This is a genomic window from Labrys sp. E2SS-1L (assembly GCF_057073705.1).
Genome location: NZ_CP172712.1, coordinates 3534017 through 3558338, shown reverse-complemented (window position 1 = coordinate 3558338; position 24322 = coordinate 3534017). Strand labels below are relative to the sequence as shown.

Annotated in this window: 31 protein-coding genes; 30 read left to right on the top strand and 1 reads right to left on the bottom strand. The window is 66.0% G+C overall.

From position 1 onward, the window contains the following. Positions 1–17 precede the first annotated feature (17 nt). The 20 genes from ACIGJE_RS16480 to ACIGJE_RS16385 all read left to right on the top strand — a co-directional run bounded on the left by ACIGJE_RS16480 (position 18) and on the right by ACIGJE_RS16385 (position 14249). The gene (locus ACIGJE_RS16480) at positions 18–941 is read left to right on the top strand and encodes a DUF2493 domain-containing protein (protein WP_483678044.1); all 924 of its coding nucleotides are present in this window, start codon (positions 18–20) and stop codon (positions 939–941) included. 23 nt (positions 942–964) lie between these two features. Next, entirely contained in the window at positions 965–1609 is a 645-nt protein-coding gene (locus tag ACIGJE_RS16475) for a hypothetical protein (RefSeq protein WP_483678042.1), read from the top strand. Between the two features lie 220 nt (positions 1610–1829). Next, positions 1830–1997, top strand: a complete 168-nt coding sequence (locus tag ACIGJE_RS16470; protein ID WP_167713022.1) for a hypothetical protein — start codon at positions 1830–1832, stop codon at positions 1995–1997. 140 nt (positions 1998–2137) lie between these two features. Continuing rightward, positions 2138–2581 carry a hypothetical protein gene (locus tag ACIGJE_RS16465; RefSeq protein ID WP_483678041.1) on the top strand — a complete coding sequence of 148 codons (444 nt, stop codon included), beginning with the start codon at positions 2138–2140 and terminating at the stop codon, positions 2579–2581. A gap of 563 nt (positions 2582–3144) precedes the next feature. Beyond that, on the top strand, positions 3145–3471 hold the full coding sequence (locus ACIGJE_RS16460) for a DUF736 domain-containing protein (protein WP_483678040.1): 327 nt from the start codon (positions 3145–3147) through the stop codon (positions 3469–3471). 185 nt (positions 3472–3656) lie between these two features. Next, positions 3657–3899: a helix-turn-helix domain-containing protein gene (locus ACIGJE_RS16455; protein ID WP_483678039.1), complete on the top strand. Its 243-nt coding sequence runs from the start codon at positions 3657–3659 to the stop codon at positions 3897–3899. Between the two features lie 120 nt (positions 3900–4019). Beyond that, positions 4020–4283: a DNA -binding domain-containing protein gene (locus ACIGJE_RS16450; protein WP_483678038.1), complete on the top strand. Its 264-nt coding sequence runs from the start codon at positions 4020–4022 to the stop codon at positions 4281–4283. 119 nt (positions 4284–4402) lie between these two features. Then, entirely contained in the window at positions 4403–4717 is a 315-nt protein-coding gene (locus tag ACIGJE_RS16445) for a transcriptional regulator domain-containing protein (RefSeq protein ID WP_483678037.1), read from the top strand. Next, the gene (locus ACIGJE_RS16440) at positions 4611–5168 is read left to right on the top strand and encodes a DUF2285 domain-containing protein (RefSeq protein WP_483680273.1); all 558 of its coding nucleotides are present in this window, start codon (positions 4611–4613) and stop codon (positions 5166–5168) included. Before ACIGJE_RS16445 ends, ACIGJE_RS16440 begins: the two co-directional genes overlap by 107 nt. Positions 5169–5295: 127 nt before the next feature. Next, entirely contained in the window at positions 5296–5577 is a 282-nt protein-coding gene (locus ACIGJE_RS16435; RefSeq protein ID WP_483678036.1) for a helix-turn-helix transcriptional regulator, read from the top strand. Positions 5578–5587: 10 nt separating this feature from the next. After that, positions 5588–6472: a replication initiator protein A gene (locus ACIGJE_RS16430; RefSeq protein WP_483678034.1), complete on the top strand. Its 885-nt coding sequence runs from the start codon at positions 5588–5590 to the stop codon at positions 6470–6472. A gap of 208 nt (positions 6473–6680) precedes the next feature. Beyond that, complete coding sequence (parA, locus tag ACIGJE_RS16425; protein WP_483678032.1) at positions 6681–7319, top strand: ParA family partition ATPase; 639 nt, start codon at positions 6681–6683, stop codon at positions 7317–7319. Then, positions 7316–7570, top strand: a complete 255-nt coding sequence (locus ACIGJE_RS16420) for a ribbon-helix-helix protein (protein ID WP_483678030.1) — start codon at positions 7316–7318, stop codon at positions 7568–7570. The genes parA and ACIGJE_RS16420 overlap by 4 nt, the downstream gene beginning before the upstream one ends. After that, entirely contained in the window at positions 7567–8088 is a 522-nt protein-coding gene (locus tag ACIGJE_RS16415; protein WP_483678028.1) for a DUF2840 domain-containing protein, read from the top strand. The genes ACIGJE_RS16420 and ACIGJE_RS16415 overlap by 4 nt, the downstream gene beginning before the upstream one ends. Continuing rightward, positions 8085–8630, top strand: a complete 546-nt coding sequence (locus ACIGJE_RS16410) for a S26 family signal peptidase (RefSeq protein ID WP_483678026.1) — start codon at positions 8085–8087, stop codon at positions 8628–8630. The genes ACIGJE_RS16415 and ACIGJE_RS16410 overlap by 4 nt, the downstream gene beginning before the upstream one ends. A gap of 36 nt (positions 8631–8666) precedes the next feature. Beyond that, positions 8667–9002 carry a DUF736 domain-containing protein gene (locus tag ACIGJE_RS16405; RefSeq protein ID WP_483678024.1) on the top strand — a complete coding sequence of 112 codons (336 nt, stop codon included), beginning with the start codon at positions 8667–8669 and terminating at the stop codon, positions 9000–9002. Between the two features lie 3 nt (positions 9003–9005). Continuing rightward, positions 9006–9782, top strand: a complete 777-nt coding sequence (locus ACIGJE_RS16400; RefSeq protein WP_483678022.1) for a lytic transglycosylase domain-containing protein — start codon at positions 9006–9008, stop codon at positions 9780–9782. 244 nt (positions 9783–10026) lie between these two features. Beyond that, on the top strand, positions 10027–11763 hold the full coding sequence (locus tag ACIGJE_RS16395; RefSeq protein ID WP_483678020.1) for a relaxase/mobilization nuclease domain-containing protein: 1737 nt from the start codon (positions 10027–10029) through the stop codon (positions 11761–11763). Between the two features lie 28 nt (positions 11764–11791). After that, a complete protein-coding gene (locus ACIGJE_RS16390; protein ID WP_483678018.1) occupies positions 11792–13786 on the top strand; it encodes a conjugal transfer protein TraG in 1995 nt (664 codons plus the stop codon). Positions 13787–13793: 7 nt separating this feature from the next. Further along, entirely contained in the window at positions 13794–14249 is a 456-nt protein-coding gene (locus tag ACIGJE_RS16385) for a CopG family transcriptional regulator (protein WP_483678016.1), read from the top strand. 33 nt (positions 14250–14282) lie between these two features. On the opposite strand, the gene ACIGJE_RS16380 is transcribed toward ACIGJE_RS16385, so the two are convergent. Further along, positions 14283–15167, bottom strand: a complete 885-nt coding sequence (locus ACIGJE_RS16380) for an SDR family oxidoreductase (protein WP_483678014.1) — start codon at positions 15165–15167, stop codon at positions 14283–14285. 74 nt (positions 15168–15241) lie between these two features. Between ACIGJE_RS16380 and ACIGJE_RS16375 the strand changes: the two genes are divergently transcribed. The 10 genes from ACIGJE_RS16375 to trbG all read left to right on the top strand — a co-directional run bounded on the left by ACIGJE_RS16375 (position 15242) and on the right by trbG (position 24281). Beyond that, on the top strand, positions 15242–15667 hold the full coding sequence (locus ACIGJE_RS16375) for a winged helix-turn-helix transcriptional regulator (protein ID WP_483678012.1): 426 nt from the start codon (positions 15242–15244) through the stop codon (positions 15665–15667). A 389-nt stretch (positions 15668–16056) separates the two neighbouring features. Further along, positions 16057–16992, top strand: a complete 936-nt coding sequence (gene trbB, locus ACIGJE_RS16370) for a P-type conjugative transfer ATPase TrbB (RefSeq protein ID WP_483678010.1) — start codon at positions 16057–16059, stop codon at positions 16990–16992. Further along, on the top strand, positions 16989–17321 hold the full coding sequence (locus ACIGJE_RS16365; RefSeq protein ID WP_483678008.1) for a TrbC/VirB2 family type IV secretion system protein: 333 nt from the start codon (positions 16989–16991) through the stop codon (positions 17319–17321). The genes trbB and ACIGJE_RS16365 overlap by 4 nt, the downstream gene beginning before the upstream one ends. Further along, a complete protein-coding gene (locus ACIGJE_RS16360; RefSeq protein WP_008125099.1) occupies positions 17321–17602 on the top strand; it encodes a VirB3 family type IV secretion system protein in 282 nt (93 codons plus the stop codon). The genes ACIGJE_RS16365 and ACIGJE_RS16360 overlap by 1 nt, the downstream gene beginning before the upstream one ends. An 8-nt stretch (positions 17603–17610) precedes the next feature. After that, positions 17611–20049, top strand: coding sequence for a conjugal transfer protein TrbE (gene trbE, locus ACIGJE_RS16355; RefSeq protein ID WP_483678006.1), 2439 nt, complete (start codon positions 17611–17613; stop codon positions 20047–20049). After that, the gene (gene trbJ / locus ACIGJE_RS16350; RefSeq protein WP_483678004.1) at positions 20046–20813 is read left to right on the top strand and encodes a P-type conjugative transfer protein TrbJ; all 768 of its coding nucleotides are present in this window, start codon (positions 20046–20048) and stop codon (positions 20811–20813) included. Before trbE ends, trbJ begins: the two co-directional genes overlap by 4 nt. A 10-nt stretch (positions 20814–20823) precedes the next feature. Further along, positions 20824–21210: a putative entry exclusion protein TrbK-alt gene (gene trbK-alt, locus ACIGJE_RS16345; protein ID WP_483678002.1), complete on the top strand. Its 387-nt coding sequence runs from the start codon at positions 20824–20826 to the stop codon at positions 21208–21210. Between the two features lie 4 nt (positions 21211–21214). Next, positions 21215–22573, top strand: coding sequence for a P-type conjugative transfer protein TrbL (gene trbL, locus ACIGJE_RS16340; RefSeq protein WP_483678000.1), 1359 nt, complete (start codon positions 21215–21217; stop codon positions 22571–22573). Continuing rightward, positions 22573–23256: a conjugal transfer protein TrbF gene (gene trbF / locus ACIGJE_RS16335; protein ID WP_483677998.1), complete on the top strand. Its 684-nt coding sequence runs from the start codon at positions 22573–22575 to the stop codon at positions 23254–23256. Before trbL ends, trbF begins: the two co-directional genes overlap by 1 nt. Then, positions 23253–24281: a P-type conjugative transfer protein TrbG gene (gene trbG / locus ACIGJE_RS16330; RefSeq protein ID WP_483677997.1), complete on the top strand. Its 1029-nt coding sequence runs from the start codon at positions 23253–23255 to the stop codon at positions 24279–24281. The genes trbF and trbG overlap by 4 nt, the downstream gene beginning before the upstream one ends. Positions 24282–24322 lie beyond the last annotated feature (41 nt).

The following is a 24322-nucleotide window of genomic DNA, read 5'->3' as shown; positions in this document are numbered from 1 at the left end:
AACCGACGGAGCATCCCATGCGCGATCTCGACGATTACGAACCGCACCACGAATCCTCACCCACTGACCATGTCCTCAACGAACTCCAGCTTCACGGCTACCGACCCTTCACCGACGAGCCCGACCAGCGGCTTCTGCCTGACGGCAACCAGGTCGCGGGCGCCGTCGCCGACATCTTCGACGCCCTGATCGGCACACTGGAGGACACGCGCCTCGAACCCGACCTCGACGATCTCCTCTGGTCGACCGTCAACGTCTTCCACCGCGCCACCGATCGGATCGGCCGGGAGCTGGACGACAACGAGCAGGCCCAGAAGCGGGCGCAGCGCGAACAGGACGGCAGTGAGGTGAAGTCGGTCGAACTGGAGCGCCTGATCGCCGAGGGCATGACGCTCATCGAGCGCCAAAACGCCTTCGAGTTGATGCGCGACCAGGCCGCCGAACACTACGAACGCCATGTCGGCAAGCCGTGGCTCCCGCGCAGCGGATCGAAGGTCAACCATCGCAACCTGACCTCGGCGATGATCGACAGCCGCGATTTCCTGATGGCGATGAAGCGCGCCGACCAGGAAGTGCTCCTGCCGCCGGGCCCGAAGATCGTCGTCACCGGCGGGCTCGACTACGACGACCACCGGCTGATCTGGGCCAAGCTCGACCAGGTCCACGGGAAGCATCCGGATATGGTGCTGATCCACGGCAAGTCGCCGAAGGGCGCCGAGAAGATCGCTTCGCTCTGGGCCAAGAACCGCAATATCCCACAGATCGGCTTCGCCCCCGACTGGACGAAACACGGCCGGGCAGCGCCGTTCAAACGCAACGACGAGATCCTGGGTATCCTGCCCAAGGGCGTGATGCACTTTCCGGGCACCGGCATCCACGACAATCTCGCCGATAAGGCCAAGAAGCTCGGCATCCCGGTGTGGAAGTTCGGCGGCGCGTAAGCGCCGCACGACTTCAACAGACAATGCGCGATCTGGTATTGTCGACAAAAACACTAAGTTCTCGCCGACAGGAGGCGCATCTGGACCTTGACCACATTCAACTCGCCGCACGCGATGCGCCGCTGATCATCGCATGGCCATCGCCCGGACTCCCCGGCGGAATGATCCAGTTCAACGAGCCCGACGAATGGCGACGGTTCATCGTCGGCCTCGGCATCGACGAGCGCATACCCGACATCGTCCAGTTCAAGTTCAGGCGTGCGCAGGCGCTCTATCTTCTCGGTTGGATCGATCTCGACGTGCTGAAGGCTGGCGAGCTCGCCGCGCTCATTGCCCTGGAGCTGACGGTCATGGACCGATATGGCGACCAGATTCCGAAAAAGAAGCGATCCTTCGCCGCGCTGTTGAAGCATATGGCCAATGTCGACGGCCTCGACGACGCACACATCCCGATGATCGTCCGCACCGGCGGCACCGCGATCGGCTTCGTCACCGGCGCATCCGAGCCCAGCCTAAGCCAGCGCCGCAATGGCATGGCCCATGGAGATCCCTTCGATGGGCTACCGGTCGGCGGGCTGCTCGAGTTGGTCCGCGACCTCATCAACTACGCCTATCGGGATTTCATCGCCAACGCTCCACCTGGGTTCCGATCAGCTTATCTTGGCTGACCGGGAACACGAACGGCTCTCGTCGCAGAGCACCACCCCCGCTTATCTGCGCTGATCCTTGGTCAGACTGATCGCTTGACGCCATCAACCCGTGAAGGGTCGGCTATGCGAGCATGCCGCCGCTGCGGCTTCGCCTGCGCGGTGATTGCAGCGCTCAGTCCGACACATCGGGCGCCTGTCAGCGGGGGATGGTCCTCCGCTCGAACCAGGAGCCGGATCGATGTCCCTCAACGACGCCCACGCCTTCGCCTTCAGCCTCGCCACCACGCTGATGGCGGCCATCATCATCTTCCAGGCCGGCGATGGCACGCTGTCGGTCACGCCCGCCAGCGAATATGACGGCGACATCGCGGCCATCGTCCATGAGATCGATCCTTTCGCCCCCTGACCGGGCGACCTAGTCGCAGGTGCGGAAATCGACGACGATTTCAGCACCCGGCGCGCACGCCCTTACGCTATACTTCAGCCGCGCCGTGGTGGTGGTGGAGGGCGCAACCGTCAGACCTTGTCCTTACGGAGGCCACCACCATGATCATCATCGCAATACTTGCATCCGTCGCAGCCATCGGCCTGCTTTGCTGGCTGCTGTTCACGCTGGCCATCTTCGCGCTGCCTGCGTTTGTCGGCGTGGCCGCGGGCGCCTGGGCGCACGGCACGGGCGCCGGCATTCCCGGCGCCATCCTCGTCGGCACCGTCGCGGCGGCGATCACGCTCGCCGCCGGCCATCTGCTCATCACCTTTGTTCGCTCCATGTGGCTGAGGCTGATTGTGGCCACAGCCTTCGTCGCGCCGGCGGCGATCGCCGGCTTTCATGCGACCCATGGCATTGTGAAGCACCTCATGCCCTCCGACGCGTGGCAGATCACGTTCTCCGTCGTCGGCGCGGTTGCGGTCGGCATCACCGCCTTCGTGCGGGTCGCGGGGATGGCGGCGGCACCGGCCCCGTCCAGCCGGGATCTTGCGCGGGCCTGATCGTCGTCATCGCCGTCAGGCGGATCAGGCAGCAGTGGGCGTGGTCGCCCCCGTCGTCTCATGTCGGAGCGATGGGCGTGTGCGGCGCGGATCAATGCTGGGCCCCAAGAAGCGGTCCTCGCTGGGGCGCTTTGGGGGCAGAGCCATGTCTTGACGGGCACCGGACATTCGGGGCGGCGATCTCTTTGGCGGCGGCGGAAGGCCAGGATGGTACAGCGCCGGCCTGCCGAAAGGAAACGAAGCCGGTGAGCATATGGTAACGCCGGTTTGCCGATGCGGGACGGCCGCCATCTTCTCCGCTATCTGACCGTACCTCGACCGCTCCAAACGGCCTCTTCAATGGCCTGATCTGGCCGAAGGCCGGCTGTGCCTCGATCGCCTATGACGCAACAGCCGCGTCAAACTTTCTTCCCCTGCCGGCTGCGCCGTCATTCCTCGCGAAACAAGAAAGTCCTCCTTAGCTGTCAGGCCCCTTCGGGGTGCGCCGTCGATCGCCTCCGGCCTGCCGATCGCCATCGAGGCCGCAATGGTGCGGGCTCGGAAACGGAAAACGGAGACTTACAATGGCGACCATCGGCACCTTCAAGAAGACCGGCTCGAACGATTTCACTGGCGAAATCGTCACCCTCAGCGTCCAGGCCAAGAACGTGCGTATCGTCCCCGACCAGCGCGCCACCGGCGAGAACACCCCCAGCCACCGGGTCCTGGTCGGCCGCGCTGAGATCGGCGCCGCCTGGACAAAGCGCTCGGGCGAAGGTCGCGACTATCTGGGCCTCAAGCTCGACGATCCGAGCTTCAACGCCCCGATCTACGCCAACCTCTTCGACGACGAGGACGGCGACACCTTCTCGCTGATCTGGTCCCGTCCCAACGGGCGGCGCGGCGACTGAGGCCCCGCGCAATGCCCCGGCCGAAAGGCCGGGGCGTTCGACGTCCAGGGCGACCGAATCAGTTCGCGCCGCATGGATGCAAGTCACGACCGCCGAGGCTCTTAAAGCTGGCCATGGCGCCCTGGAACGACTATTATAGTCGTAGTTCTGGCGTGCGCGTAGGTCCAAGTGGGAGGTGATCATGCATGATCACCGCCCGACAATCGCGGGCCGCACGCGCGTTGCTGGGTTGGACACAGGAGACGCTCGCTGACCGGGCCCGGGTATCTTTGACCGCGCTGAAGCGCCTCGAGTCCGAAAGCGACCTCGAGGTCTATGAGAGCACGCGCGATCAAGTCCGGCGCGCATTCGAGGGTGGCGGGATCGTCTTCCTGAACTCCGACCAGGGTGTGGGAGTGATGCTTGTCAACAGGAAGAGAAACGATTGACGCGTCGGCGGGCAATCGCCCCGCTCCGCCGCCGTGTACGCGGTCTGGCGATGGCCTCTGTTCTCAAAACAGCGTTAACAATCCCCTTCAAAATGGATACATCTACGGACGGGGGATACCGTGACCAAAGAAGACTTTCTGGACCAGCCGCCTGACGGCCCAGCGCTCACCACCTATGACCAGGCGCATCTGAAGCTTTACCTGCGCCTTCTCGATGCTGACGCTGACGGAGCAGACTGGAAAGAGGTTGTCGAAAGCCTCTTCGGAATCTGTGCCAAAACCGATCCAGAGCGCGCCGCGCGCGTCCACACCGCCCACCTCTCCCGCGCCAGATGGATGACCCAAAGCGGCTACAGCGAGCTCCTTGGGCCCCGCCTCCATTGAGGTGATGCAGAACTTGCATCACGTTGCTCCGACTTCGTTCTTCCCAGCAATGACTCAACTTGGAATCGTCATCGCTTCACAACTCGCGTTGCGTAACATTTGCGCGGAGGCGGCGGAGGATGTCCGAGGAAGAAAGTTGGCGGTCTGAGACCGCCTATGACTATATCGATCAGCTCACGACAAGCGAACTTGCCTGGGAATTCCTACGGCGAAACCCGGATTACAAGAGGTCCTTTCAGGGATTATTGTCCTCCGGGCGATTGACCGACGAAACAGCGACGGCGTTTGCTCAGCAATGGGGGTTATGTTTTCGCAGCAGACCCACGCATCACGGGGCTCGCGCAGCCGATCTTCTGGACCCCGCAAACCGATCCGGCGGCGATCATCCTCCAAAGCGGTCCCGCCCTGTCCGAAGGTTCTCATCTCACCGTTGACGATCTCCGGGCTCACGCTGTCCGAGACCGCGAAGCAGCGCTTCTCCGGCTGAACCTTCACGGCGAGCGTTTCGATGTCAGCCTTTCCGGTTCGATGTCAGGCGACACGCTCGCCGCGGTGATCCCGCTCGACGAGATGACACCGGACCGCCTGACGGCGTTGGCCAGGTTCTGGTCGGCCGCGACAGGCCGAGCGGTGCCGGCGGACCCGCGAATCACGCCCCAGCGGCTTCAACGGGCGCGACAGATGCTCCGCGCAGTCGATGCCCGCGAGACCGGCGCCACCTACCGGGCCATCGCCCAGTTTCTTTTCCCCCAACATGAGAACGACGCGGCGTCGTGGGTTGGCAGCGCCATCCGTGAAACCACCATTCGTCTCGCCCGCGACGGCATGAAGCTCGTTCGCGGCGGATACCGGGCGCTGCTGCGCCGTCCCCGACGCGAACGCTGACGCCCGCCAGGGTGTCGAATTTAGCTTCCTTACTTCGACATCGTCCGAGGCGCCGTCTTCGCGCCACCGTGCTCGCAACCCGCCGCTCGTTCGCAGCGGCCTCCCGCGAGACCACGGAGGTCCGATCATGGCCGAAAAAGCCGCCAATCTACCGCTACGATACCTGAGAACGCAGGAGGCGGCCCGCTTCCTCGGTCTCTCCGAACGCACGCTCGAAAAACATCGCACCTACGGCACGGGACCGACCTATCGGAAGCTCGGCGGCCGCGTCGTCTATTCGGTCGACGACCTCCAGGCATGGGCAGATCGCGGTCTCGTCACCTCGACCTCCGATCCGCGCGGCGGGACAGTTCTTCCGGCAAAGCGACAGACGGCCTCCCCTGCCGCTGCTGGCCGCTTCCCGCGCTGAGTTCCTCACGATGTCGGCGCGCCATCACCACAGCGAGCGCGAGCAGCTCGACCTCTTCCGGGCGCTGCCGGGCGATCTCGCACCGCGCGACGCTCAAGATCTCATGGCGTATCCGTTCTTCGCACTCGGCAAGTCGAAGCGTCTGGCCCCGATCGACTTTAGAACCGGCTCCATCGTCATCCGCGTCGAAGCCGTCCCCGAGCACGGGATGGCCACCATCTGGGACGCCGACGTGCTGATCTGGGCCGCCTCCCAAATCGTCGAAGCGCGCGATCATGGCCTGCGGCCTTCGCGCCTGATGGCGACGACGCCCTACGAAATTCTACAGTTCATTGGCCGCGGCGTGTCCTTGCGCGACTACGACCGATTAAAGGCCGCGCTCGACCGTCTCCAGTCCACGACGGTGGCGACATCGATCCGCCAGCCGACCGAGCGGCGGCTGCACCGCTTCTCCTGGATCAACGAATGGAAAGAACGCGCCGATGCACGCGGCCGGCCACTCGGCCTCGAGCTGATCGTGCCCGATTGGTTCTATGGGGCCGTCCTCGACGACGCGCTCGTCCTGACGATCGACCGCAATTACTTCGGCCTGACAGGCGGCCTTGAGCGCTGGCTTTACCGCTTGGTGCGCAAGCACGGCGGCAAACAGGAGTTCGGCTGGAGCTTCGATTTCCCGCATCTCCACGCCAAATCGGGCTCGCTCTCGCCGCTCAAGCACTTTGCCTATGACCTGCGCGATATCGTCCGCCGGCAGCCGCTGCCGGGGTATCGCCTGACCATCGAGCAGTGCCTCGGTGGCCCCGAAATCCTCTCCTTCAAACCCATCGCCCCGCACGCGCTCGGCATACCCCGCCAGCGCCGCCGCTCGATCACGCGCCCTGGGGATAAGCTGTGAATCATCTCGTGCTATCAGGGACCGCACCCATCGTGCCATCGAGGACCCGATCCTCGTGCTATCAGGGACCGGAATCGCCGAATCCACTCGCCAAATCAGCAACTTGCGAGCTCCGTAACTTCTCTAACCAGAATTACTACGTAATTCTTCTAACGCAGACCGCGATTTCCGCCTCGGTGGACGAGTCCCCGATCGCCGGGAGACCGTCATGATCGTCGCGCTGCTCAACCAGAAGGGCGGCGTCGGCAAGACGACGATCGCGCTTCATCTCGCCGGTGAATGGGCTCGGCGGGGCAATCGCGTCACCCTGATCGACGCGGACCCGCAGGGGTCGGCGCTCGACTGGTCGCAGCAGAGAGCGCGCGAGAGTCTGCCACGGCTCTTCGGCGTCGTCGGCCTGGCGCGCGACACATTGCATCGCGAGGCGCCGGAGATCGCCCGCGACGTCGACCACGTCGTCATCGACGGGCCGCCACGTGTCGCCGGGCTGATGCGCTCGGCGCTGCTTGCCGCCGATCTGGTGCTGATCCCGGTGCAGCCATCGCCCTTCGATGGCTGGGCCTCGGCCGAGATGCTGTCGCTGCTCGGCGAAGCCCGCATCTATCGGCCCCAGCTCGTGGCGCGCTTCGTCCTCAATCGCTGCGCCGCGCGCACCGTCATTGCCCGCGAGACCGCCGAGACGCTCGCCGACCACGATCCGCCGCTGCTGGCGGCCAGGATCGGCCAGCGTGTCGTCTTCGCCGATACCGCGCAGACCGGCCGGTTGGTCGGCGAACTCGACAGCGAAAGCGTCGCCGCCCGCGAGATCGCCGCTCTCGTCACCGAGATCGGGAGGATCGCGCCATGAGCGCGACGCCTCCGAAGCGCGGCTTCGCCACCCGACCGGGCGACGCAGAAACCTGGATCAGGGCCGCCGACACGCCTGCGCCCCGTGCGCCCGATGCCCCAATCTACAGCGCTCGGCTGACGATCGACGTCACGCCGGACCAGCGCGCCCGGATCAAGATCGCCGCCTTTCAGCGCGGCGCCACCGTGGCCGACATGCTGCGCGAACTGCTCGCGCGCGAATTCCCTGAAAGCACTGGAGACGCGACATGACCGGCGGCGCCACCATCCATGCGCGCGGCGAGCCGAGACCGGCCGCGCCGCCGCCCCACGACCTGACCGAAGTCGAACTCACCTGGATCGAGAAGCGCATCGAGAACTGGATCAAGTTCGGCCGCGAGGTCGGCGAACAGATCCTCGACCGCCGTCGTCGCGTGCTGCGCTTCGCGCCGGACAGCGTCTTCGGCTTCGTGCGCTGGGCGGCCAACGACTACGGGACCATCGCCTCGCATCTCGATGTGCTGCGCACCGTCCGCGCCGCCGAGCCGCAACAGACCGTGCCCTTCGTGCGGCCTGGCTGCGACATCCTGCTGAAGGTCGAAGGCTGGCCGAAGGTCGAGCGCGTGCTGCAGATGATCGATGCGATCGAGGCGATCGGCATCGATCCGTGCGACGTCTCGCCCGACCATTGGCGACACGTCCACAATCGGATGACGGCAGGCGAGCAGCCTCGATCCTACACGACCGAACACCACAAGGCCTTCCTCCTGCGTCGGAGGGTCGGATCATGAGTCGCTTCGGTTACGTCATGGTCACCTATTTCGTGACCCTGGGAATGGTGATTGCCGCGTTCGTGCATTTCCCGACAAAGCTCATCTGGAATGCCTCAGCGAGCACGCCGATCGGGTTTTACAGCATCGCGCCGGCCGCGCAGTTCGAGGTCACCGACCTGGTCGCCGTGCGCGCACCTGAACCGCTCGCCGCGTTCATGGTCGAGCGCGGCTATATCGGCCGCGGCGTGCCTCTGATGAAGCGGGTCGCCGGCATTCCCGGCCAACAAGTCTGCCGCCGCGATCACGCCATCACCGTCGACGGCGCGCCGATGGGCGATGCGCTCGACCGCGATCATCTCGGACGCTCTCTGCCCGTATGGCAGGGCTGCCGCCGCATCGCCGAGGGCGAGCTTTTCCTGATGAACTGGTCGGTCCGCGACAGCCTCGACGGCCGCTATTTCGGGCCGCTGCCGACCAGCGCCGTGATCGGCCGGGCGACACCGCTCTGGACCGATGAGCGCGGCGACGGCCGCTACGTCTGGCGCGCGCCGACCCGCTGAACTGCCGCTTCCACCTCGCAACCGAAGGAGACGACCATGACCCAGATCGGCCAATTCACCCGCACCAAGTCCGGCTATTCCGGCCGGCTCACCGCACTCGGCATCGACGCCGAACTCGCCGTCGTTCCGGCCGAGCCGTCGGAGGCCGAGAACGCGCCGGACTACCGTGTCCTGCTCGGCGGCGACGACGGCATCGAGATCGGCGCCGGCTGGAAGCATGTCGGCGAGCGTGCCGGCGACTACGTATCCGTGCAGATCGACAGCCCGCTGTTCCCGCGTCCGCTGCGCGCCAATCTCTTCCGATCGGGCGACGACAATTCTGCCTGGGGCCTGCACTGGTCGCGGCCCGCCAAGCCGCGCAAGGAGGATTGATCGGTGCGGGCCTCGCATCGATCGCAGCATCGTCGGGGCGACACGCGGAAGTCCCGTGCCGCCCACCGGCTGCTCCTCCTTCTCCTTTCCGGCCTTCCGCTTGTCGCCGTGCCGATGTCGCCGGTACAGGCTCAGACCGTGCCGCCGGTTCCGGTCGAGGCGAGCGCGCCATTCGCCGTCTTCGTGGCGGAGGCCTCGCAGCGCTTCGGCATTCCGGTCGCCTGGATTCGCGCCCTCATGCGCGTCGAGAGCGCCAACGATATACGCGCCGTCTCGCCCAAGGGCGCGATGGGCCTGATGCAGCTCATGCCCAATACCTGGGCCTATCTGCGCGCGCGCTATCGGCTCGGCAGCGACCCGTTCGATCCCCGCGACAACATCATCGCCGGCACGGCGTACATGCGCGACCTCTACGACCGCTACGGCGCGCCGGGCTTTCTCTCGGCCTACAATGCGGGGCCTGGGCGGTACGACGAATACCTCGCGAACGGCCGCCCGTTGCCGGCCGAGACGCGCGCCTATGTCGCCCAGCTCGCGCCCCTTGTCGGCGGCGAAGCGACTCCGGCCGTCGTCGCCGTTGCTGCCGCCGACCCGCTGGACTGGACGCGAGCGCCGCTCTTCATCGGCGCTGCCGAACGCAGCCCGGGCGCAGGTCCGGCGCAGCCAGATGCGCAGCCACGTGACGGTGACACTGCGGCTCCACCGCGCGATGCGGCGGCCGATGCGAACCCGACCGGCGGCCTGTTCGTCTCCCGCCGGGAGCCTGCAGGCCCGCGATGACCGTCTCACCCGTCCATCGCAGCATGGCGAACCCCAGCGCAGATTGGAGGGCGTTGGGAGGGAGAACCGCAAGCACAACCGCACGATGGCAGGATAAAGGGGCGCGATGTGCGCCTTGGTTCGGTTGTGCTTTTTCAAGGGGTTATGGCGCGATTTCGCGAGGTGCGCCTGATCGGCACAGCCTACGCCTCAGCGGATTTCTCAAAGATTTCATCGCGTTGGCGCGATGTGCGGGGGCTTTGTCATGACCGACGAGCGCGACTTCCGCATCCGGCCAGGCCGCATTCGCTCGACCAACACGCAGCGGGCGCGGCCCTTCATCGCCCAGGCGCTGGCGGCCGCACAGCGCGCTGGCGGCAGCGTCTCCCGGCAAGGGAAGATCGGGTCGGGCGCGCGGTCCCGGTTCGGGCGCGGCCAGCGCGCCTCGATCCAGGCGAACCGCCTCATCACCGCGCGTTCGCGCGGCGCGGTGATCAAGGCGCGCGTCGTGCGTCATGGCGGGCGGTCAGCGCCGCTCTCGACGCATCTCGACTATCTGCGCCGTGACGGCGTCACCCGCGACGGGGAAAAGGCCCGTCTGTTCGGACCGGGCGGAGACGATGTCGACGCCAAGGATTTCGCGGAGCGGTCCCAGGACGACCGCCACCATTTCCGTTTCATCGTCTCGCCGGACGACGCGCTGGAAATGTCCGACCTCAAGGGCTTCACCCGCGAGCTGGTCGACCAGATGGAGAAGGATCTTGGTACGCGACTCGAATGGGTCGCGGTTGATCACTGGAACACCGAGCATCCGCATGTACATCTGATCGTGCGCGGCGTGCGCGATGACGGCGAGAACCTGGTCATCTCGCGCGATTATATAAAGGAGGGCATGCGCGATCGGGCGCGCGACCTGATCACCCAGGAGCTGGGGCCGCGCACCGATCAGGAGATCCGGCAGACGCTAGAGCGCCAGATCGACGCCGATCGCTGGACCAACCTCGATCGCCAGCTCGCCCGCGACGCCTATCACACCGGCGTCGTCGATCTCGCGCCGCATGCCGATCGCCAGCCCAACGAATTCCATGCCTTGAAGGTCGGGCGGCTGCGCAAGCTCGAAGGGCTCGGGCTGGCCGACGAGATCAGTCCTGGCCAGTGGACGGTATCGGACAAGGCGGAGGCGACGCTGCGCGAACTCGGCGAACGCGGCGACATCATCAAGCGTATCCATCATGGCCTGACCGAACGCGGCATCGAGCGCGGCGCGTCGAGCTATGTGCTGGCCTCGGAGAACCTCAACGATCCGGTCATCGGGCGCTTGGTCGCCCGCGGCCTCGATGACGAGCTGAAAGGTACGGCGTTCGCCGTCGTCGACGGGGTCGACGGTCGCACCCACCACATCAAGCTGCCCGACCTCGACGCGGCTGGCGACAGTGCACCGGGCTCGATAGTCGAGCTTCGGAAGTTTGATGACGCCCGTGGTCAGCGCCGCGTCGCGATTGCGGTGCGCTCCGATCTCGACATCGAACGCCAGGTGACAGCGACCGGCGCCACCTGGCTCGACCGGCAGAACATCGCCCGCGAGCCAGTCGCGCTTGGCGGCGGCTTCGGTTCCGAGGTACGCGAGGCCTTGGACCGGCGCGCTGAGCACCTCGTCGGCCAGGGTCTCGCCGAACGTCAGCAGCGCGGCGTCAGCTTCCAGCCCGGCCTGGTCGACACGCTGCGGCGTCGCGAACTGGATGCCGTCGCCGAGCGGATCGCGGCCGAGACCGGACGCTCCCAGGTTAAGCCTGCTTCCGGCGAATACGTCACCGGCACCTACCAGCGGCGCCTGACACTCGCGACCGGACGGTTCGCCATGTTGGACGACGGGCTCGGCTTCAGCCTCGTGCCCTGGACCCCATCCCTCGAAAAACAGCTTGGCAAGCACGTCTCTGGCGTCGCGCGCGGCGATGGCGGCATCGACTGGAGCTTCAGCCGCCAGCGGGGGCTCGGCCTGTGATCATCATCCCAAACGAAAGGACCCCGCCATGTCCGCCACCAAGATCCTTTGGGGACAAATCCTCACCGTCTTCGCCATCGTCCTTCTGACGACATGGGCCGCCACGCAATGGACGGCCTACAAGCTCGGCTTTCAAACCCAGCTCGGTCCCCCATGGTTCATGATCGGCCACTGGCCGATCTACTATCCGTGGTCCTTCTTTCCCTGGTGGTACTTTTATGACGCCTATGCACCGCCGATTTTCGTGGAGGGCGCCTATATCGCGGCGTCCGGCGGCTTCATATCGATCGCCGTCGCTATCGGCATGTCGGTATGGCGGGCACGGGAGGCGAAAAACGCCGAGACCTTCGGCTCTGCGCGCTGGGCTCGTCATGACGAGGTGCGCGGCGCCGGCCTGCTCGGCGAGGACGGCGTCGTGCTCGGCAAGTTCGACCAAGCCTATCTCCGCCACGATGGCCCCGAGCATGTGCTGTGCTTCGCGCCGACCCGCTCCGGCAAAGGCGTCGGCCTAGTCGTACCGTCGCTGCTGACCTGGCCGGGCTCGGCGATCGTCCATGACATCAAGGGCGAGAACTGGACACTGACCGCCGGCTTCCGCGCCCGCCACGGCCGGGTGCTGCTCTTCGATCCGACCAACGCGAAGTCGGCCGCCTACAATCCGCTTCTCGAGGTGCGCCGCGGCGAGTGGGAGGTCCGCGACGTGCAGAACATCGCCGACATCCTTGTCGACCCGGAAGGCAGCCTCGAAAAGCGAAACCACTGGGAGAAAACCAGCCACGCGCTCCTGGTCGGCGCGATCCTCCATGTCCTCTACGCCGAGGAGGATAAAACGCTCGCTGGCGTCGCAGCCTTCCTCTCCGATCCGAAGCGGCCGATCGAAACCACCTTGGCGGCGATGATGAAGACCGCCCATCTCGGGAAGAGCGGACCGCACCCGGTAATCGCGTCGGCCGCGCGCGAGCTGCTCAACAAATCCGACAACGAGCGCTCCGGCGTGCTCTCGACCGCCATGTCGTTCCTCGGCCTCTATCGCGACCCCGTCGTCGCCGAGGTGACGCGCCGCTGCGACTGGCGCATCGCCGACATCGTCGGCGCCCGGCAACCGACTAGCCTCTACCTTGTCGTGCCCCCGTCGGACATCGCCCGGACCAAGCCGCTCATCCGGCTTATCCTCAACCAGATCGGCCGACGACTGACCGAGGATCTAAAGGCGAAGGGCAACCGGCATCGGCTTCTGCTGATGCTCGACGAGTTCCCGGCGCTCGGCCGCCTCGACTTCTTCGAGTCCGCACTCGCCTTCATGGCAGGCTACGGCCTGAAGGCTTTCCTCATCGCGCAGTCGCTGAACCAGATCGAGAAGGCCTATGGGCCGAACAACTCAATCCTCGACAACTGCCACGTCCGCGTCAGCTTCGCGACCAACGACGAGCGGACGGCCAAGCGGGTATCTGATGCGCTCGGGACCGCGACCGAGATGCGCGCGATGCGCAACTATGCCGGCCATCGTCTCTCGCCCTGGCTCGGCCACCTGATGGTGTCGCGCTCGGAAACCGCGAGGCCGCTGCTCACGCCGGGCGAGATCATGCAACTCCCGCCCGCCGACGAGATCGTTATGGTGGCAGGCACGCCGCCGATCCGCGGAAAGAAGGCCCGCTACTACGAGGATCGCCGATTCAAAGATCGGATTGTAGCGCCGCCGGTACTCACCAGGCCGACGCAGCCTGGCGCGGACGACTGGAGCCGGCTACCGCTTCCGGCCCGGCCGGCGAGCGTGGTGTCCGCCGGCGCGGCCATCGTCGAGGACGCCGGAGACGAAGATCCGACCGGATCGGAACGGCGTCACCAGCCCGAGCTGGAACGCGCCGCGCCGGTCGAGAAGAAGGCACCGATCGAGAACGAGTTCGACGGCGGCTTCGACGACGAGGCCGATGACGACACGGCCCGGATCAGCCGCGCGAACCAGATCATGCAGGGCGTGGCCCGCCAAGTTTCGCTCGATCCGAACGACGGCATGGATCTGTGAGGCGCTCATGGCCAATCCCTTGAAGAAACAGCGCCTGTCGGTATATCTCGAACCCGAGGTGATGAAGGCGCTCGCCGCCCATGCGTCGCGGCGCGATCAGTCTCGCTCGCTCATCGCCGAGGCCGCGATCGCATCCTTCCTGTCGCCGGACGCCGCCGAGCGCCAGGAGGCCGCGACCACCAAACGCCTCGACCAGCTCGACCGGCGCATGACGCGCATGGAGCGCGACATTGGCATCTCGGTCGAGATGCTCGCAGTCTTCGTGCGCTTCTGGCTGACCACCAATCCGCCGTTGCCCGAGCCGGCGCAGGCCGCGGCGAGAGCCCAGGCCGGCGAGCGCTACGACGCCTTCGTCGCCGCACTCGGCCGGCGGCTCGCCAAAGGCCCCAAGCTGCGGCAGGAGATTTCGGAGGACATCCCATCGGATGGCGGCCACAAAGTACCATCGGATGGGACGCCGTGACGTCATGCAAACTGCCCGCTGGTCGCGGCGCGCTTATTGTGCAGCCAGGACCCGCGCAATCACCGCTCGATACGGCGTTGTCGGTCTCCCGATGAGCCTGCTCAACTCGTGGCCCCCATCATTCATCGCGCCTTGTGCCGCTCCAGCATCGGAGCTCGATAGAAGGCCAGCCAGGTCATCGGGTAGCCCTATTTTGAGGAGCATGGCCATGTAGGCGTCTTCCGGAAGGTCCTGATACACGACGTTGCGACCGCTCTCACTGGCAATTGCTTCCGCAAATTCGGTGAGCGTGTAGCTTTCGTCGCCAGCTAGCTCGTAGATTTGCCTCGCCGGCTGATCGGTGGTCAGGACGACTGCTGCGGCCTCGGCATAATCCGCTCTCGCGGCAGATGCGATCCGCCCGTTTCCCGCGCTTCCGAGAAAAACACCGTGTTCCAGCGCAGGCCCGATCGAGGCCGCATAGTTCTCCGTGTACCAGTTATTGCGCAGCAGCACATAAGGCAGAGGAGCTGTCTTCAACGCCGCCTCTGTTTCCCGATGATCCACCGCGATCGGCAGCGGCGACGTGTCGGCACGAAGGAGGCTGGTATAGGCGATCATGCCGACCCCAGCCTTCACGGCCGCATCGATGACGTTGCGATGTTCCTCAACCCTGTCGCCGCTGTCGCTCGAAGAGATCAATAGCAGACGATCGACCCCCTCGAATGCTGCGAGCAGGGTTTCAGACTTGGTGTAGTCCGCGTGGCGCACCTCAACGCCGCGAGCGCGAAATTCGTCGCCTATCGCAGTTTCGGGAGAACGCATGCCGGCGATGATAGTATGGGACGGCACCCGGGTTAGCAGCGCCTCGATGACGAGCCTGCCCAGTTGTCCGGAGGCCCCCGTCACGAATACTTTCGAAAAAGAATCTGTCGCCATTGTCGTTCCTTTACGGCTATTTCGGTTACAAGGTAACTAGATGAGACTACGGCAAGCGTGAAGGAGGCAGTTTTTTGAAACAAGGTGATGCCAAGGTAACCCGATTGAGTGCGGCCGCTGAACTTGCCCAAGCGTTCGCGGAATGGCAGACGGAAGGACTGGCTGCTGCACAGTGCCCTGTCCGCGACGTCCTCGACCACGTGGGGGACAAATGGACGATGCTGGTACTGATCGCTCTTGCCAGAGCTCCCCTACGTTTCAGTGAGTTGCAGCGCGCAGTTCCAGACATTTCAAAACGAATGCTGGCACAAACGCTGCGCCGCCTTGAGCGGGACGGGTTGATCGCACGGCAGGTCTACGCAACGAAACCGCCCAGCGTGGACTATCGGCTAACAGCGCTCGGAGAGACATTGTTCGAGCCGTTGGCGGCTCTCGTTCGTTGGGCCGAATCTAGCCACGTCAGCATCAAGGCTGCCCGGGCGAGATATGCCAAGGCGTAATGTCTTTGGCAGCGATCCCGACGGACTTCGGCATCTGGCTGGCGAGCGCGCTCTCTGATCACTATTGCCTTCGCGCTAGAAGCGATTTTATCCACCTGATAGAGGACGGCGCTGTCAGGAGATGAAGGACGGCCCGGCCGCGTCCATATTCCCGCTTTCTTGTTGAGAAAGATTCGTGCCGGAATCACTGACGACGATGCGTGTATCGCCGTTTGCCTGTCTTTGTACGCCACAGTACGACCGCCACATTAAGGTGGTTGAAACGCCCTGAATTCTGCCTCTTCTACTTATCCCCGATCCAGGAACCGCCTGACGCGGTTTTGCAAGAGAACGGGGACGGCGTGGCTTCTTCTTCCGAAAAATCTGAGGCGATACTTCGCGGAGCCCGCATGCTGCGGACCGCACTCGGCCCCGCCATCGCCGGTTTCCTCGGAGACACCAGCGTCGTCGAGGTGATGCTCAACCCCGACGGTCGTCTCTGGATCGACCGGCTTTCGGAAGGTTTGTCCGACACGGGCGAGCGTCTCTCAGCCGCCGACGGCGAGCGCATCGTGCGCCTGGTCGCGCACCATGTCGGCGCTGAGGTCCATTCCGGCAACCCGCGCGTCTCCGCCGAACTGCCGGAAACGGGAGAGCGGTTCGAGGGCCTGCTGCCTCCCGTGGTGGCGGCGCCGGCCTTCGCGATCCGCAAGCCCGCGGTCGCCGTCTTCACGCTGCAGGACTACGTCGCCGCCGGCATCATGACGGCCGAGCAGGCCGACTTCCTGCGTCAGGCAGTCGCCGATCGCCGAAACATCCTCGTCGCCGGCGGCACCTCAACCGGCAAGACCACGCTCACCAACGCGCTGCTCGCCGAGGTGGCGAAAACCTCCGACCGCGTCGTCCTCATCGAGGACACTCGCGAGCTGCAATGCGCCGCGCCGAACCTAGTCGCCATGCGGACCAAGGACGGCGTCGCCACGCTCTCCGACCTTGTCCGCTCCTCGTTGCGCCTTCGGCCCGATCGCATTCCAATCGGCGAGGTGCGCGGCGCCGAAGCGCTCGACCTCCTCAAGGCCTGGGGCACCGGCCATCCCGGCGGGATCGGCACGATCCACGCCGGCAGCGCTCTCGGCGCGCTGCGACGCCTCGATCAGCTCATCCAGGAAGCCGTCATCACCGTCCCGCGCGCGCTGATCGCCGAGACGGTCGACGTCGTCGCGGTCCTCTCGGGCCGCGGATCAACCCGACGCCTGGCCGAGCTTGGTCGCGTCGAGGAGCTCGGCCCCGACGGCGACTACCGCGTCCGCCCCGCAACCCAGTCCCCCGAAGGAGAATCTGTATGATTCGTCGTGCCCTGCATTTCCGTCACCATGTGGCGACAGCCGCATCCGTCCTCTTCGCCAGCATCATGCTGGCTCCGGCCGCACACGCTTCCGGCTCCTCGATGCCGTGGGAAGCGCCGCTGCAATCGATCCTCGAATCCATCGAGGGGCCTGTCGCCAAGATCATCGCGGTGATCATCATCATCGTCACCGGCCTGACGCTCGCCTTCGGCGACACTTCGGGCGGATTCCGCCGCCTGATCCAGATCGTCTTCGGCCTGTCGATCGCCTTCGCCGCGTCGAGCTTCTTCCTGTCGTTCTTCTCGTTCGGTGGCGGAGCGCTCGTCTGATGGCCGGCCTGATCGAGAGCGGCGGCGACGTGCCTGGCTACACCGTCCCGGTTCACCGGGCCTTGACCGAGCACATCCTGCTCGGCGGCGCGCCTAGGGCCATCGCGATCCTCAACGGCACGCTCGCCGCCGCTCTCGGTCTCGGCCTTCGCCTCTGGCTGGTTGGCCTCGGTCTCTGGGCCATCGGCCATTTCGCCGCGGTCTGGGCGGCTAAGCGCGACCCGCAATTTGTCGATGTCGGCCGCCGGCACCTTCGCATCCCCGGTCACCTGAACGTCTGAGGCGCGTCATGATAAATCTCGCCGAATATCGCCGCACCTCGACCCGGCTCGCCGATTTCCTACCCTGGGCAGCACTGGTCGCTCCCGGCGTCGTCCTGAACAAGGACGGTTCCTTCCAGCGCAGCGCGCGCTTTCGCGGGCCCGATCTCGATTCCGCCGTCCAGGCCGAGCTGATCGCCGTGGCGGGCCGGCTCAACAGCGCCTTCCGTCGTCTCGGCAGCGGTTGGGCTATCTTCGTCGAGGCGCAACGGCACGCCGTCGGTGCCTATCCGGCAAGCCGGTTTCCCGACGCGGCCTCCGCCATGGTGGATGCCGAGCGCAAAGCCGACTTCGAGGAGGACGCCGTCCATTTCGAGTCGAGCTACTTCCTCACCTTCACCTTCCTGCCACCAGCGGAAGACGCCGCGCGCGCCGAGAGCTGGCTCTACGAGGGAAAGGCCGAACGCGGCGTCGATCCGTGGGAGGCGTTGCGCGGCTTCGTCGACCGCACCGACCGCATCCTTCAACTCGTCGAGGCTTTCATGCCCGAGTGCGCCTGGCTCGATGACGTCCAGACGCTGACCTATCTGCACTCGACCGTCTCGACGAAGCGCTACCGCGTGCGGGTTCCCGAGACGCCGATGTACCTCGACGCGCTGGTCGCCGATCAGCCGCTCACCGGCGGGCTGGAGCCACGCCTCGGTGATGCACATCTTCGCATCCTGACCGTAGTCGGTTTCCCGACCGCGACGACGCCCGGCATCCTTGACGATCTGAACCGGCTCGCCTTTCCTTATCGCTGGTCAACGCGGGCGATCCTGCTCGACAAGACCGACGCAACCAAGCTGCTGACCAAGATCCGCCGTCAGTGGTTCTCCAAGCGCAAGTCGATTGCCGCGATCCTCAAGGAGGTGATGACCAACGAGGCGAGCGCCCTGGTCGACACCGATGCCGCCAACAAGGCCGCAGACGCCGATCTGGCTTTGCAGGAACTCGGCGCCGATTATGCCGGTCAGGCCTACGTCACCGCCACGATCGCCGTCTGGGACAACGATCCCCGGATTGCGTCGGAGAAGCTCCGTCTCGTCGAGAAGGTCATCCAGGGCCGCGATTTCACCGCGATGCCAGAGACGATCAACGCGGCCGATGCATGGCTCGGTTCGCTGCCGGGCCATGTCTACGCCAACGTGCGTCAGCCGCCGATCTCGACGCTCAACCTCGCCCACATGATCCCCCTTAGTGCCGTGTGGGCGGGGCCGGAACGGGATGAGCACTTTGGTGCACCCCCCTTGCTGTACGGCAAGACCGAAGGTTCCACCCCGTTCCGGTTCTCCATTCACGTCGGCGACGTCGGCCATACTCTGGTGGTCGGCCCGACCGGCGCGGGCAAGTCGGTGCTGCTGGCTCTGATGGCGCTGCAGTTCCGCCGCTATGCCGGAGCGCAGGTCTTCGCCTTCGACTTCGGCGGCTCGATCCGCGCCGCCTCCCTGGCCATGGGCGGTGACTGGCATGACCTTGGCGGCGGCCTGACCGAGGGCTCGGCCGACAGCGTCGCGCTTCAGCCGCTGTCGCGGATCGACGAGGCGGCCGAACGCGCTTGGGCCGCCGACTGGATCGGCGCGATCCTGATGCGCGAGAGCATCCAAGTGACGCCCGAGATCAAGGAACTGATCTGGACGGCGCTATCGTCGCTCGCCAGCGCGCCGACGGCCGAGCGCACCATGACCGGACTGTCGGTGCTGCTCCAGTCGAATGACCTGAAGCAGGCGCTGCGGCCCTATTGCGTCGGCGGCCCCTATGGCCGGCTCCTCGACGCCGAGAACGAACATCTCGGCGTCGCGACCGTCCAGGCCTTCGAGACGGAAGGCTTGATCGGGACCGCAGCGGCGCCGGCGGTGCTCTCCTATCTCTTCCACCGCATCGAGGACCGGCTCAACGGCGAGCCGACCCTGATCATCGTCGATGAAGGCTGGCTTGCTCTCGACGACGAAGGCTTCGCCGGCCAGCTCCGCGAATGGTTGAAGACGCTGCGCAAGAAGAACGCCAGCGTCGTCTTCGCCACACAGTCGCTCTCCGACATCGACCGCTCGGCGATCGCGCCCGCCATCATCGAGAGCTGCCAGACGCGCCTCATGCTGCCGAACGAACGAGCGATCGAGCCACAGATCACCGCGATCTACCGGCGCTTCGGGCTCAACGACAGGCAGATCGAGATCCTCGCCAGGGCCATGCCCAAGCGCGATTATTACTGCCAGAGCCGCCGCGGCAACCGGCTGTTCGAGCTGGGCCTCGCCGACGTCGCCCTCGCGCTGTGCGCAGCGTCGGCCAAGACCGACCAGGCCGTCATCGACCGCATCGTCACGCAGCACGGCCGTGAGGGCTTCCTCGCGGAATGGCTGCGCCATCGCGGCGTCGATTGGGCGGCCGACCTCATCCCCAGCCTCACCAATCTGGAGAGCCAGCCATGAAACTGCGTGTCCCGCGCGCGGCGCTCGCCGCCGCCATCCTCGCCGCACCTCTGTCCGTGTCGTCGGTGCTGATCGCGCCGGCCTCGGCACAGTGGATCGTCTACGATCCCACCAACTATGCCCAGAACCTGCTGTCGGCGACGCGCGCGCTGCAGCAGATCAACAACCAGATTACCTCGCTGCAGAACCAGGCGCAGTCCCTGATCAATCAGGCGCGCAACCTCGCGAGCCTGCCGTACTCGTCGCTTCAGCAGCTTCAGCAGTCCGTACAACGGACCCAGCAGCTCCTGCAGCAGGCTCAGGGCATCGCCTACAACGTCCAGAACATCGACCAAGCGTTCCGGACCACCTATGGGACCGGAAGCGCCTCGATGAGCGCTTCCGATCAACAGCTCGTCGCCCAGGCGAAGGAGCGCTGGAACAATACGGTCTCCGGTCTGCAGGACGCGATGCGCGTCCAGGCTGGCGTCGTCGGCAACATCGACACTAACCGCACCCAGATGTCAGCGCTGGTCGGTCAAAGCCAGGGCGCGACCGGCGCCTTGCAGGCAACGCAAGCGGGCAACCAGCTTCTCGCGCTGCAGGCGCAGCAGCTCGCCGATCTCACCGCCGTCGTCTCAGCCAACGGTCGCGCGCAGGCGTTGGCCGAAGCCGAGCGGTCCGCCGCCGCCGAACAGGGCCGCGAGCAGCGCCGTCGCTTTCTGACGCCGGGAACCGGCTATCAGCCGGGCAATGCGCGGATGTTCCCGTCGAGCGGTAACTGAGGGCGCGGCGATGGATGGTAAGTTACTCGCGCGTATCGGCGCCATCGGCTTCGTGACCTTCGCGATCACGGCGACAGCGATCGAACTCTCCCGCAAGGATGAACCGCCACTCTATCGCAGCGTCGCCGCGGCGACCGAGACTGGCGTCGATCCGCTCAAGACCGAGCTGCGGCGCTGCCAGCAGCTCGGCGAAGCCGGCACCCGCGATCCGGCCTGCCTTCAGGCTTGGGCTGACAACCGCGACCGCTTCCTGAAACCCTCACAGGCCTTGCAGCCGCAGCCGGCTCCGCAAGCGCCAGGTCCGCAGGGCCAGCAGCAGAACCCTCCGGCCGCGCGCGACCCCGCGGTCGACGAAACCGCGCCGGCGATCGACTCCCATACGAACGAGGCGCGTTGAGACCATGGGCGGCACCGGCGTCATCGACCATTTCCTGGAGGTCTTCACTCGCTACATCGACAGCGGCTTCGGCCTGCTCAGCGGCGAAGTGGCCTTCATCGCCACCACGCTGATCGTGATCGACGTGACGCTCGCCGCGTTGTTCTGGAGCTGGGGCGCCGACGACGACATCATGGCGCGCCTGGTCAAGAAGACCCTGTTCGTCGGCGTGTTCGCCTACCTGATCGGCAACTGGAACAACCTGGCGCGGATCATCTTCGAGAGCTTCGCCGGGCTCGGGCTGAAGGCGTCCGGCACCGGCTTCACGGTCGCCGACATGATGCGTCCCGGCCGCGTCGCCCAGACGGGTCTCGATGCCGGCCGGCCGCTGCTCGATTCCATATCCGATCTCATGGGGTACTGGAGCTTCTTCGAGAACTTCATCCAGATCGCGGTGATGCTGCTCGCCTGGGCGCTGGTGCTGCTCGCCTTCTTCATCCTCGCCATCCAGCTTTTCGTCACCCTGATCGAATTCAAGCTGACGACGCTCGCAGGCTTCGTCCTCATCCCCTTCGGTCTCTTCGGCAAGAGCGCCTTCATGGCCGAGCGCGTGCTCGGCAACGTGATCTCGTCCGGCATCAAGGTGCTGGTCCTCGGCGTCATCATCGGCATCGGATCGAGCCTCTTCTCCGAATTCACCGCCGGCTTCGGCGGCCGCACGCCGACGATCGACGAAGCGATGGCGATCGTGCTCGCGGCGCTGACCCTGCTCGGTCTCGGCATCTTCGGTCCTGGCATCGCCAACGGCCTCGTGTCCGGCGGCCCCCAGCTTGGCGCAGGCGCCGCAGTCGGCACCGGGCTTGCCTCAGGCGGCATGGTAGCAGCGGGAGCCGCCACAGTCGGCGCCGTCGCCTCCGGCGGCGCGGCATTGGCGGGCGGCGCAGCCGCCGCAGCCCGCGGCAGTGCGGCGCTGGCGGGCGGCGCATCCACCGCATACAGCCTGGGCGCCGCAGGGCAGACGGGCGCCTCGCGCGTGGCCGGCGGCCTGGGCGGAGTCGCCCAGGCCGCTGGTTCCGCCGCCACATCGCCGCTCCGCCGCGCCGCCGAGCGCGCGTCGTCCAGCATGCGCTCCAGCTTCGCCGACGGAGCCCGATCCGCCTTCGAGGCGACCTGGGGCTCCTCGACCATGGGCACTGTCGGCGAAGCCGCCAACGACGCGGCGCCAGGTCCTACCGGCGGCGGCGATCAACCGCCGGCCTGGGCCCGCCGCATGAAGCGCTCTCAACAGATGAGCCACGCCGTCTCGACCACGGTCCATGCGGTGCGCAGCGGCGACAGCCACGGCGGCGGCTCCTCCATCAATCTCTCCGAAGGTGACCGCTGATGTTTCGACGACCCTCGACCCACTATGGAAAAGCTCCCGAACCCGAAACGCCGTATCAGCGCGCCGCCCAGGTCTGGGATGACCGCATCGGCTCAGCCCGGGTCCAGGCGCGCAACTGGCGCTACATGGCGTTCGGCTCGCTTCTCCTGTCGGCGGGGTTCGCGGCGGCGCTGGTCTGGCAGTCGACGCGCGGCACCGTCGTGCCGTGGGTCGTGCAGACGGACCGGCTCGGCCAGGCGCAGGCGATCGCCCCGGCGACCCCCGATTATCAGCCGACTGACCCCCAGATCGCGTTCCACCTCGCGCGCTTCATCGAGCAGGTCCGTTCGATCCCGGCGGACGCGATCATCGTCCGCCAGAACTGGCTGCGCGCCTATGACTTCACGACGGACCGGGGAGCCGCGGCGCTCAACGATTACGCGCGCTCCAACGATCCCTTCACCAAGGTCGGCCGCCAGCAGATCGCCGTCGACGTCTCGAGCGTGATCCGCGCGTCTCCCGACAGTTTCCGGGTCGCATGGACTGAGCGCCGCTACGAGAACGGCCAGCTCGCCGAAACGACCCGATGGACGGCGATCCTCACCATCGTGGTCCAGATACCGCGCAATGCCGACCGGCTGCGCGCCAATCCGCTGGGAATCTACGTCAACGCAATTTCATGGTCACGGGAGCTGGGGCAATGACGATGCCGATTTTCCGTAAAGCCGGAGAACCGGCTTTCCGTACTCACACATTGGCGGCTTTACTGTTTTGCGCCACGGCGCTCGCCGGCTGCGCGACAACGCAGAGGCCGCCCGAGATCAGCTACGACGACGCGCCCGCCGCCGTGCAGACGGTCGATCCGCCGGCGCCGGTCCGGGTGGTCGAGCTGCCGAGGCCGCTTCCGCTGCCCGGTCAGATGAAGCCGGTCGAGGAATCGCGGCGAGCGCCCGAGCCGACCGATCCCACGGCGCGCGTCAACCAGGCCAATGCCGCCGCCCGCATCCAGCCGGTGCGCGACGGCTTTATCAACTCCATGCAGGTCTATCCCTTCACGCAGGGCGCGCTTTACCAGGTCTATACCGCCGTCGGGCAGATCACCGACATCGCGCTCCAGCCCGGCGAGCAGCTGGTCGGCTCCGGCCCGGTGGCCGCCGGCGATACCGTGCGCTGGACTATCGGCGACACCCAGAGCGGCTCGGGGGCGACCCTGCAGGTCCACATCCTGGTGAAACCCACACGCGCCGAGCTGATGACCAATCTCGTCATCAACACCAATCTGCGCACCTATCACATGGAACTGCGCTCGACCGAGCGCACCTATATGGCCTCGGTCTCCTGGCAGTATCCGCAGGACCAGCTCATCGCGCTCCGCCGCCAAAACGCCGAAGCGCAAGCGACCCAGCCGGTTGCGACCGGCGTCGATCTCTCGCGCATCAACTTCCGCTACGAGGTGACCGGCGACCGAGCAGCATGGCGTCCGCTGCGCGCCTATGACGACGGCCGGCAGGTCTTCATCGAGTTTCCGAGGGGCATCGGCCAGGGCGAGATGCCGCCGCTCTTCGTCGTCGGCGCCGAAGGCACCACCTCCGAACTCGTCAACTACCGGGTCCGTAACAACTACATGATTGTCGACCGGCTATTCGCGGCCGCCGAGCTGCGCTTCGGCTCCGGCGACACCCAGAAGCGCGTCCGGATCACCCGCACCGACGGGAGGCCCGCGTCGTGAGCGATGACCGGAACGAGGGAGAGGACGCGGCCGCGCCGCTG

What these genes read in the sequence shown, in the direction of transcription:
- ACIGJE_RS16465 (WP_483678041.1), top strand. Translation starts at nt 2,138, where the DNA reads ATGATCATCATCGCAATACTTGCATCCGTCGCAGCCATCGGCCTGCTT.
- ACIGJE_RS16395 (WP_483678020.1), top strand. Translation starts at nt 10,027, where the DNA reads ATGACCGACGAGCGCGACTTCCGCATCCGGCCAGGCCGCATTCGCTCG.
- trbL (WP_483678000.1), top strand. Translation starts at nt 21,215, where the DNA reads ATGGGCGGCACCGGCGTCATCGACCATTTCCTGGAGGTCTTCACTCGC.
- ACIGJE_RS16480 (WP_483678044.1), top strand. Translation starts at nt 18, where the DNA reads ATGCGCGATCTCGACGATTACGAACCGCACCACGAATCCTCACCCACT.
- ACIGJE_RS16475 (WP_483678042.1), top strand. Translation starts at nt 965, where the DNA reads ATGCGCGATCTGGTATTGTCGACAAAAACACTAAGTTCTCGCCGACAG.
- trbK-alt (WP_483678002.1), top strand. Translation starts at nt 20,824, where the DNA reads ATGGATGGTAAGTTACTCGCGCGTATCGGCGCCATCGGCTTCGTGACC.
- trbJ (WP_483678004.1), top strand. Translation starts at nt 20,046, where the DNA reads ATGAAACTGCGTGTCCCGCGCGCGGCGCTCGCCGCCGCCATCCTCGCC.
- parA (WP_483678032.1), top strand. Translation starts at nt 6,681, where the DNA reads ATGATCGTCGCGCTGCTCAACCAGAAGGGCGGCGTCGGCAAGACGACG.
- ACIGJE_RS16445 (WP_483678037.1), top strand. Translation starts at nt 4,403, where the DNA reads ATGTCCGAGGAAGAAAGTTGGCGGTCTGAGACCGCCTATGACTATATC.
- ACIGJE_RS16420 (WP_483678030.1), top strand. Translation starts at nt 7,316, where the DNA reads ATGAGCGCGACGCCTCCGAAGCGCGGCTTCGCCACCCGACCGGGCGAC.
- ACIGJE_RS16385 (WP_483678016.1), top strand. Translation starts at nt 13,794, where the DNA reads ATGGCCAATCCCTTGAAGAAACAGCGCCTGTCGGTATATCTCGAACCC.
- ACIGJE_RS16460 (WP_483678040.1), top strand. Translation starts at nt 3,145, where the DNA reads ATGGCGACCATCGGCACCTTCAAGAAGACCGGCTCGAACGATTTCACT.
- ACIGJE_RS16415 (WP_483678028.1), top strand. Translation starts at nt 7,567, where the DNA reads ATGACCGGCGGCGCCACCATCCATGCGCGCGGCGAGCCGAGACCGGCC.
- trbB (WP_483678010.1), top strand. Translation starts at nt 16,057, where the DNA reads ATGCTGCGGACCGCACTCGGCCCCGCCATCGCCGGTTTCCTCGGAGAC.
- ACIGJE_RS16430 (WP_483678034.1), top strand. Translation starts at nt 5,588, where the DNA reads ATGTCGGCGCGCCATCACCACAGCGAGCGCGAGCAGCTCGACCTCTTC.
- trbG (WP_483677997.1), top strand. Translation starts at nt 23,253, where the DNA reads ATGACGATGCCGATTTTCCGTAAAGCCGGAGAACCGGCTTTCCGTACT.
- ACIGJE_RS16470 (WP_167713022.1), top strand. Translation starts at nt 1,830, where the DNA reads ATGTCCCTCAACGACGCCCACGCCTTCGCCTTCAGCCTCGCCACCACG.
- ACIGJE_RS16360 (WP_008125099.1), top strand. Translation starts at nt 17,321, where the DNA reads ATGGCCGGCCTGATCGAGAGCGGCGGCGACGTGCCTGGCTACACCGTC.
- ACIGJE_RS16380 (WP_483678014.1), bottom strand. Translation starts at nt 15,167, where the DNA reads ATGGCGACAGATTCTTTTTCGAAAGTATTCGTGACGGGGGCCTCCGGA.
- ACIGJE_RS16365 (WP_483678008.1), top strand. Translation starts at nt 16,989, where the DNA reads ATGATTCGTCGTGCCCTGCATTTCCGTCACCATGTGGCGACAGCCGCA.
- ACIGJE_RS16455 (WP_483678039.1), top strand. Translation starts at nt 3,657, where the DNA reads ATGATCACCGCCCGACAATCGCGGGCCGCACGCGCGTTGCTGGGTTGG.
- ACIGJE_RS16390 (WP_483678018.1), top strand. Translation starts at nt 11,792, where the DNA reads ATGTCCGCCACCAAGATCCTTTGGGGACAAATCCTCACCGTCTTCGCC.
- trbE (WP_483678006.1), top strand. Translation starts at nt 17,611, where the DNA reads ATGATAAATCTCGCCGAATATCGCCGCACCTCGACCCGGCTCGCCGAT.
- ACIGJE_RS16405 (WP_483678024.1), top strand. Translation starts at nt 8,667, where the DNA reads ATGACCCAGATCGGCCAATTCACCCGCACCAAGTCCGGCTATTCCGGC.
- ACIGJE_RS16435 (WP_483678036.1), top strand. Translation starts at nt 5,296, where the DNA reads ATGGCCGAAAAAGCCGCCAATCTACCGCTACGATACCTGAGAACGCAG.
- trbF (WP_483677998.1), top strand. Translation starts at nt 22,573, where the DNA reads ATGTTTCGACGACCCTCGACCCACTATGGAAAAGCTCCCGAACCCGAA.
- ACIGJE_RS16410 (WP_483678026.1), top strand. Translation starts at nt 8,085, where the DNA reads ATGAGTCGCTTCGGTTACGTCATGGTCACCTATTTCGTGACCCTGGGA.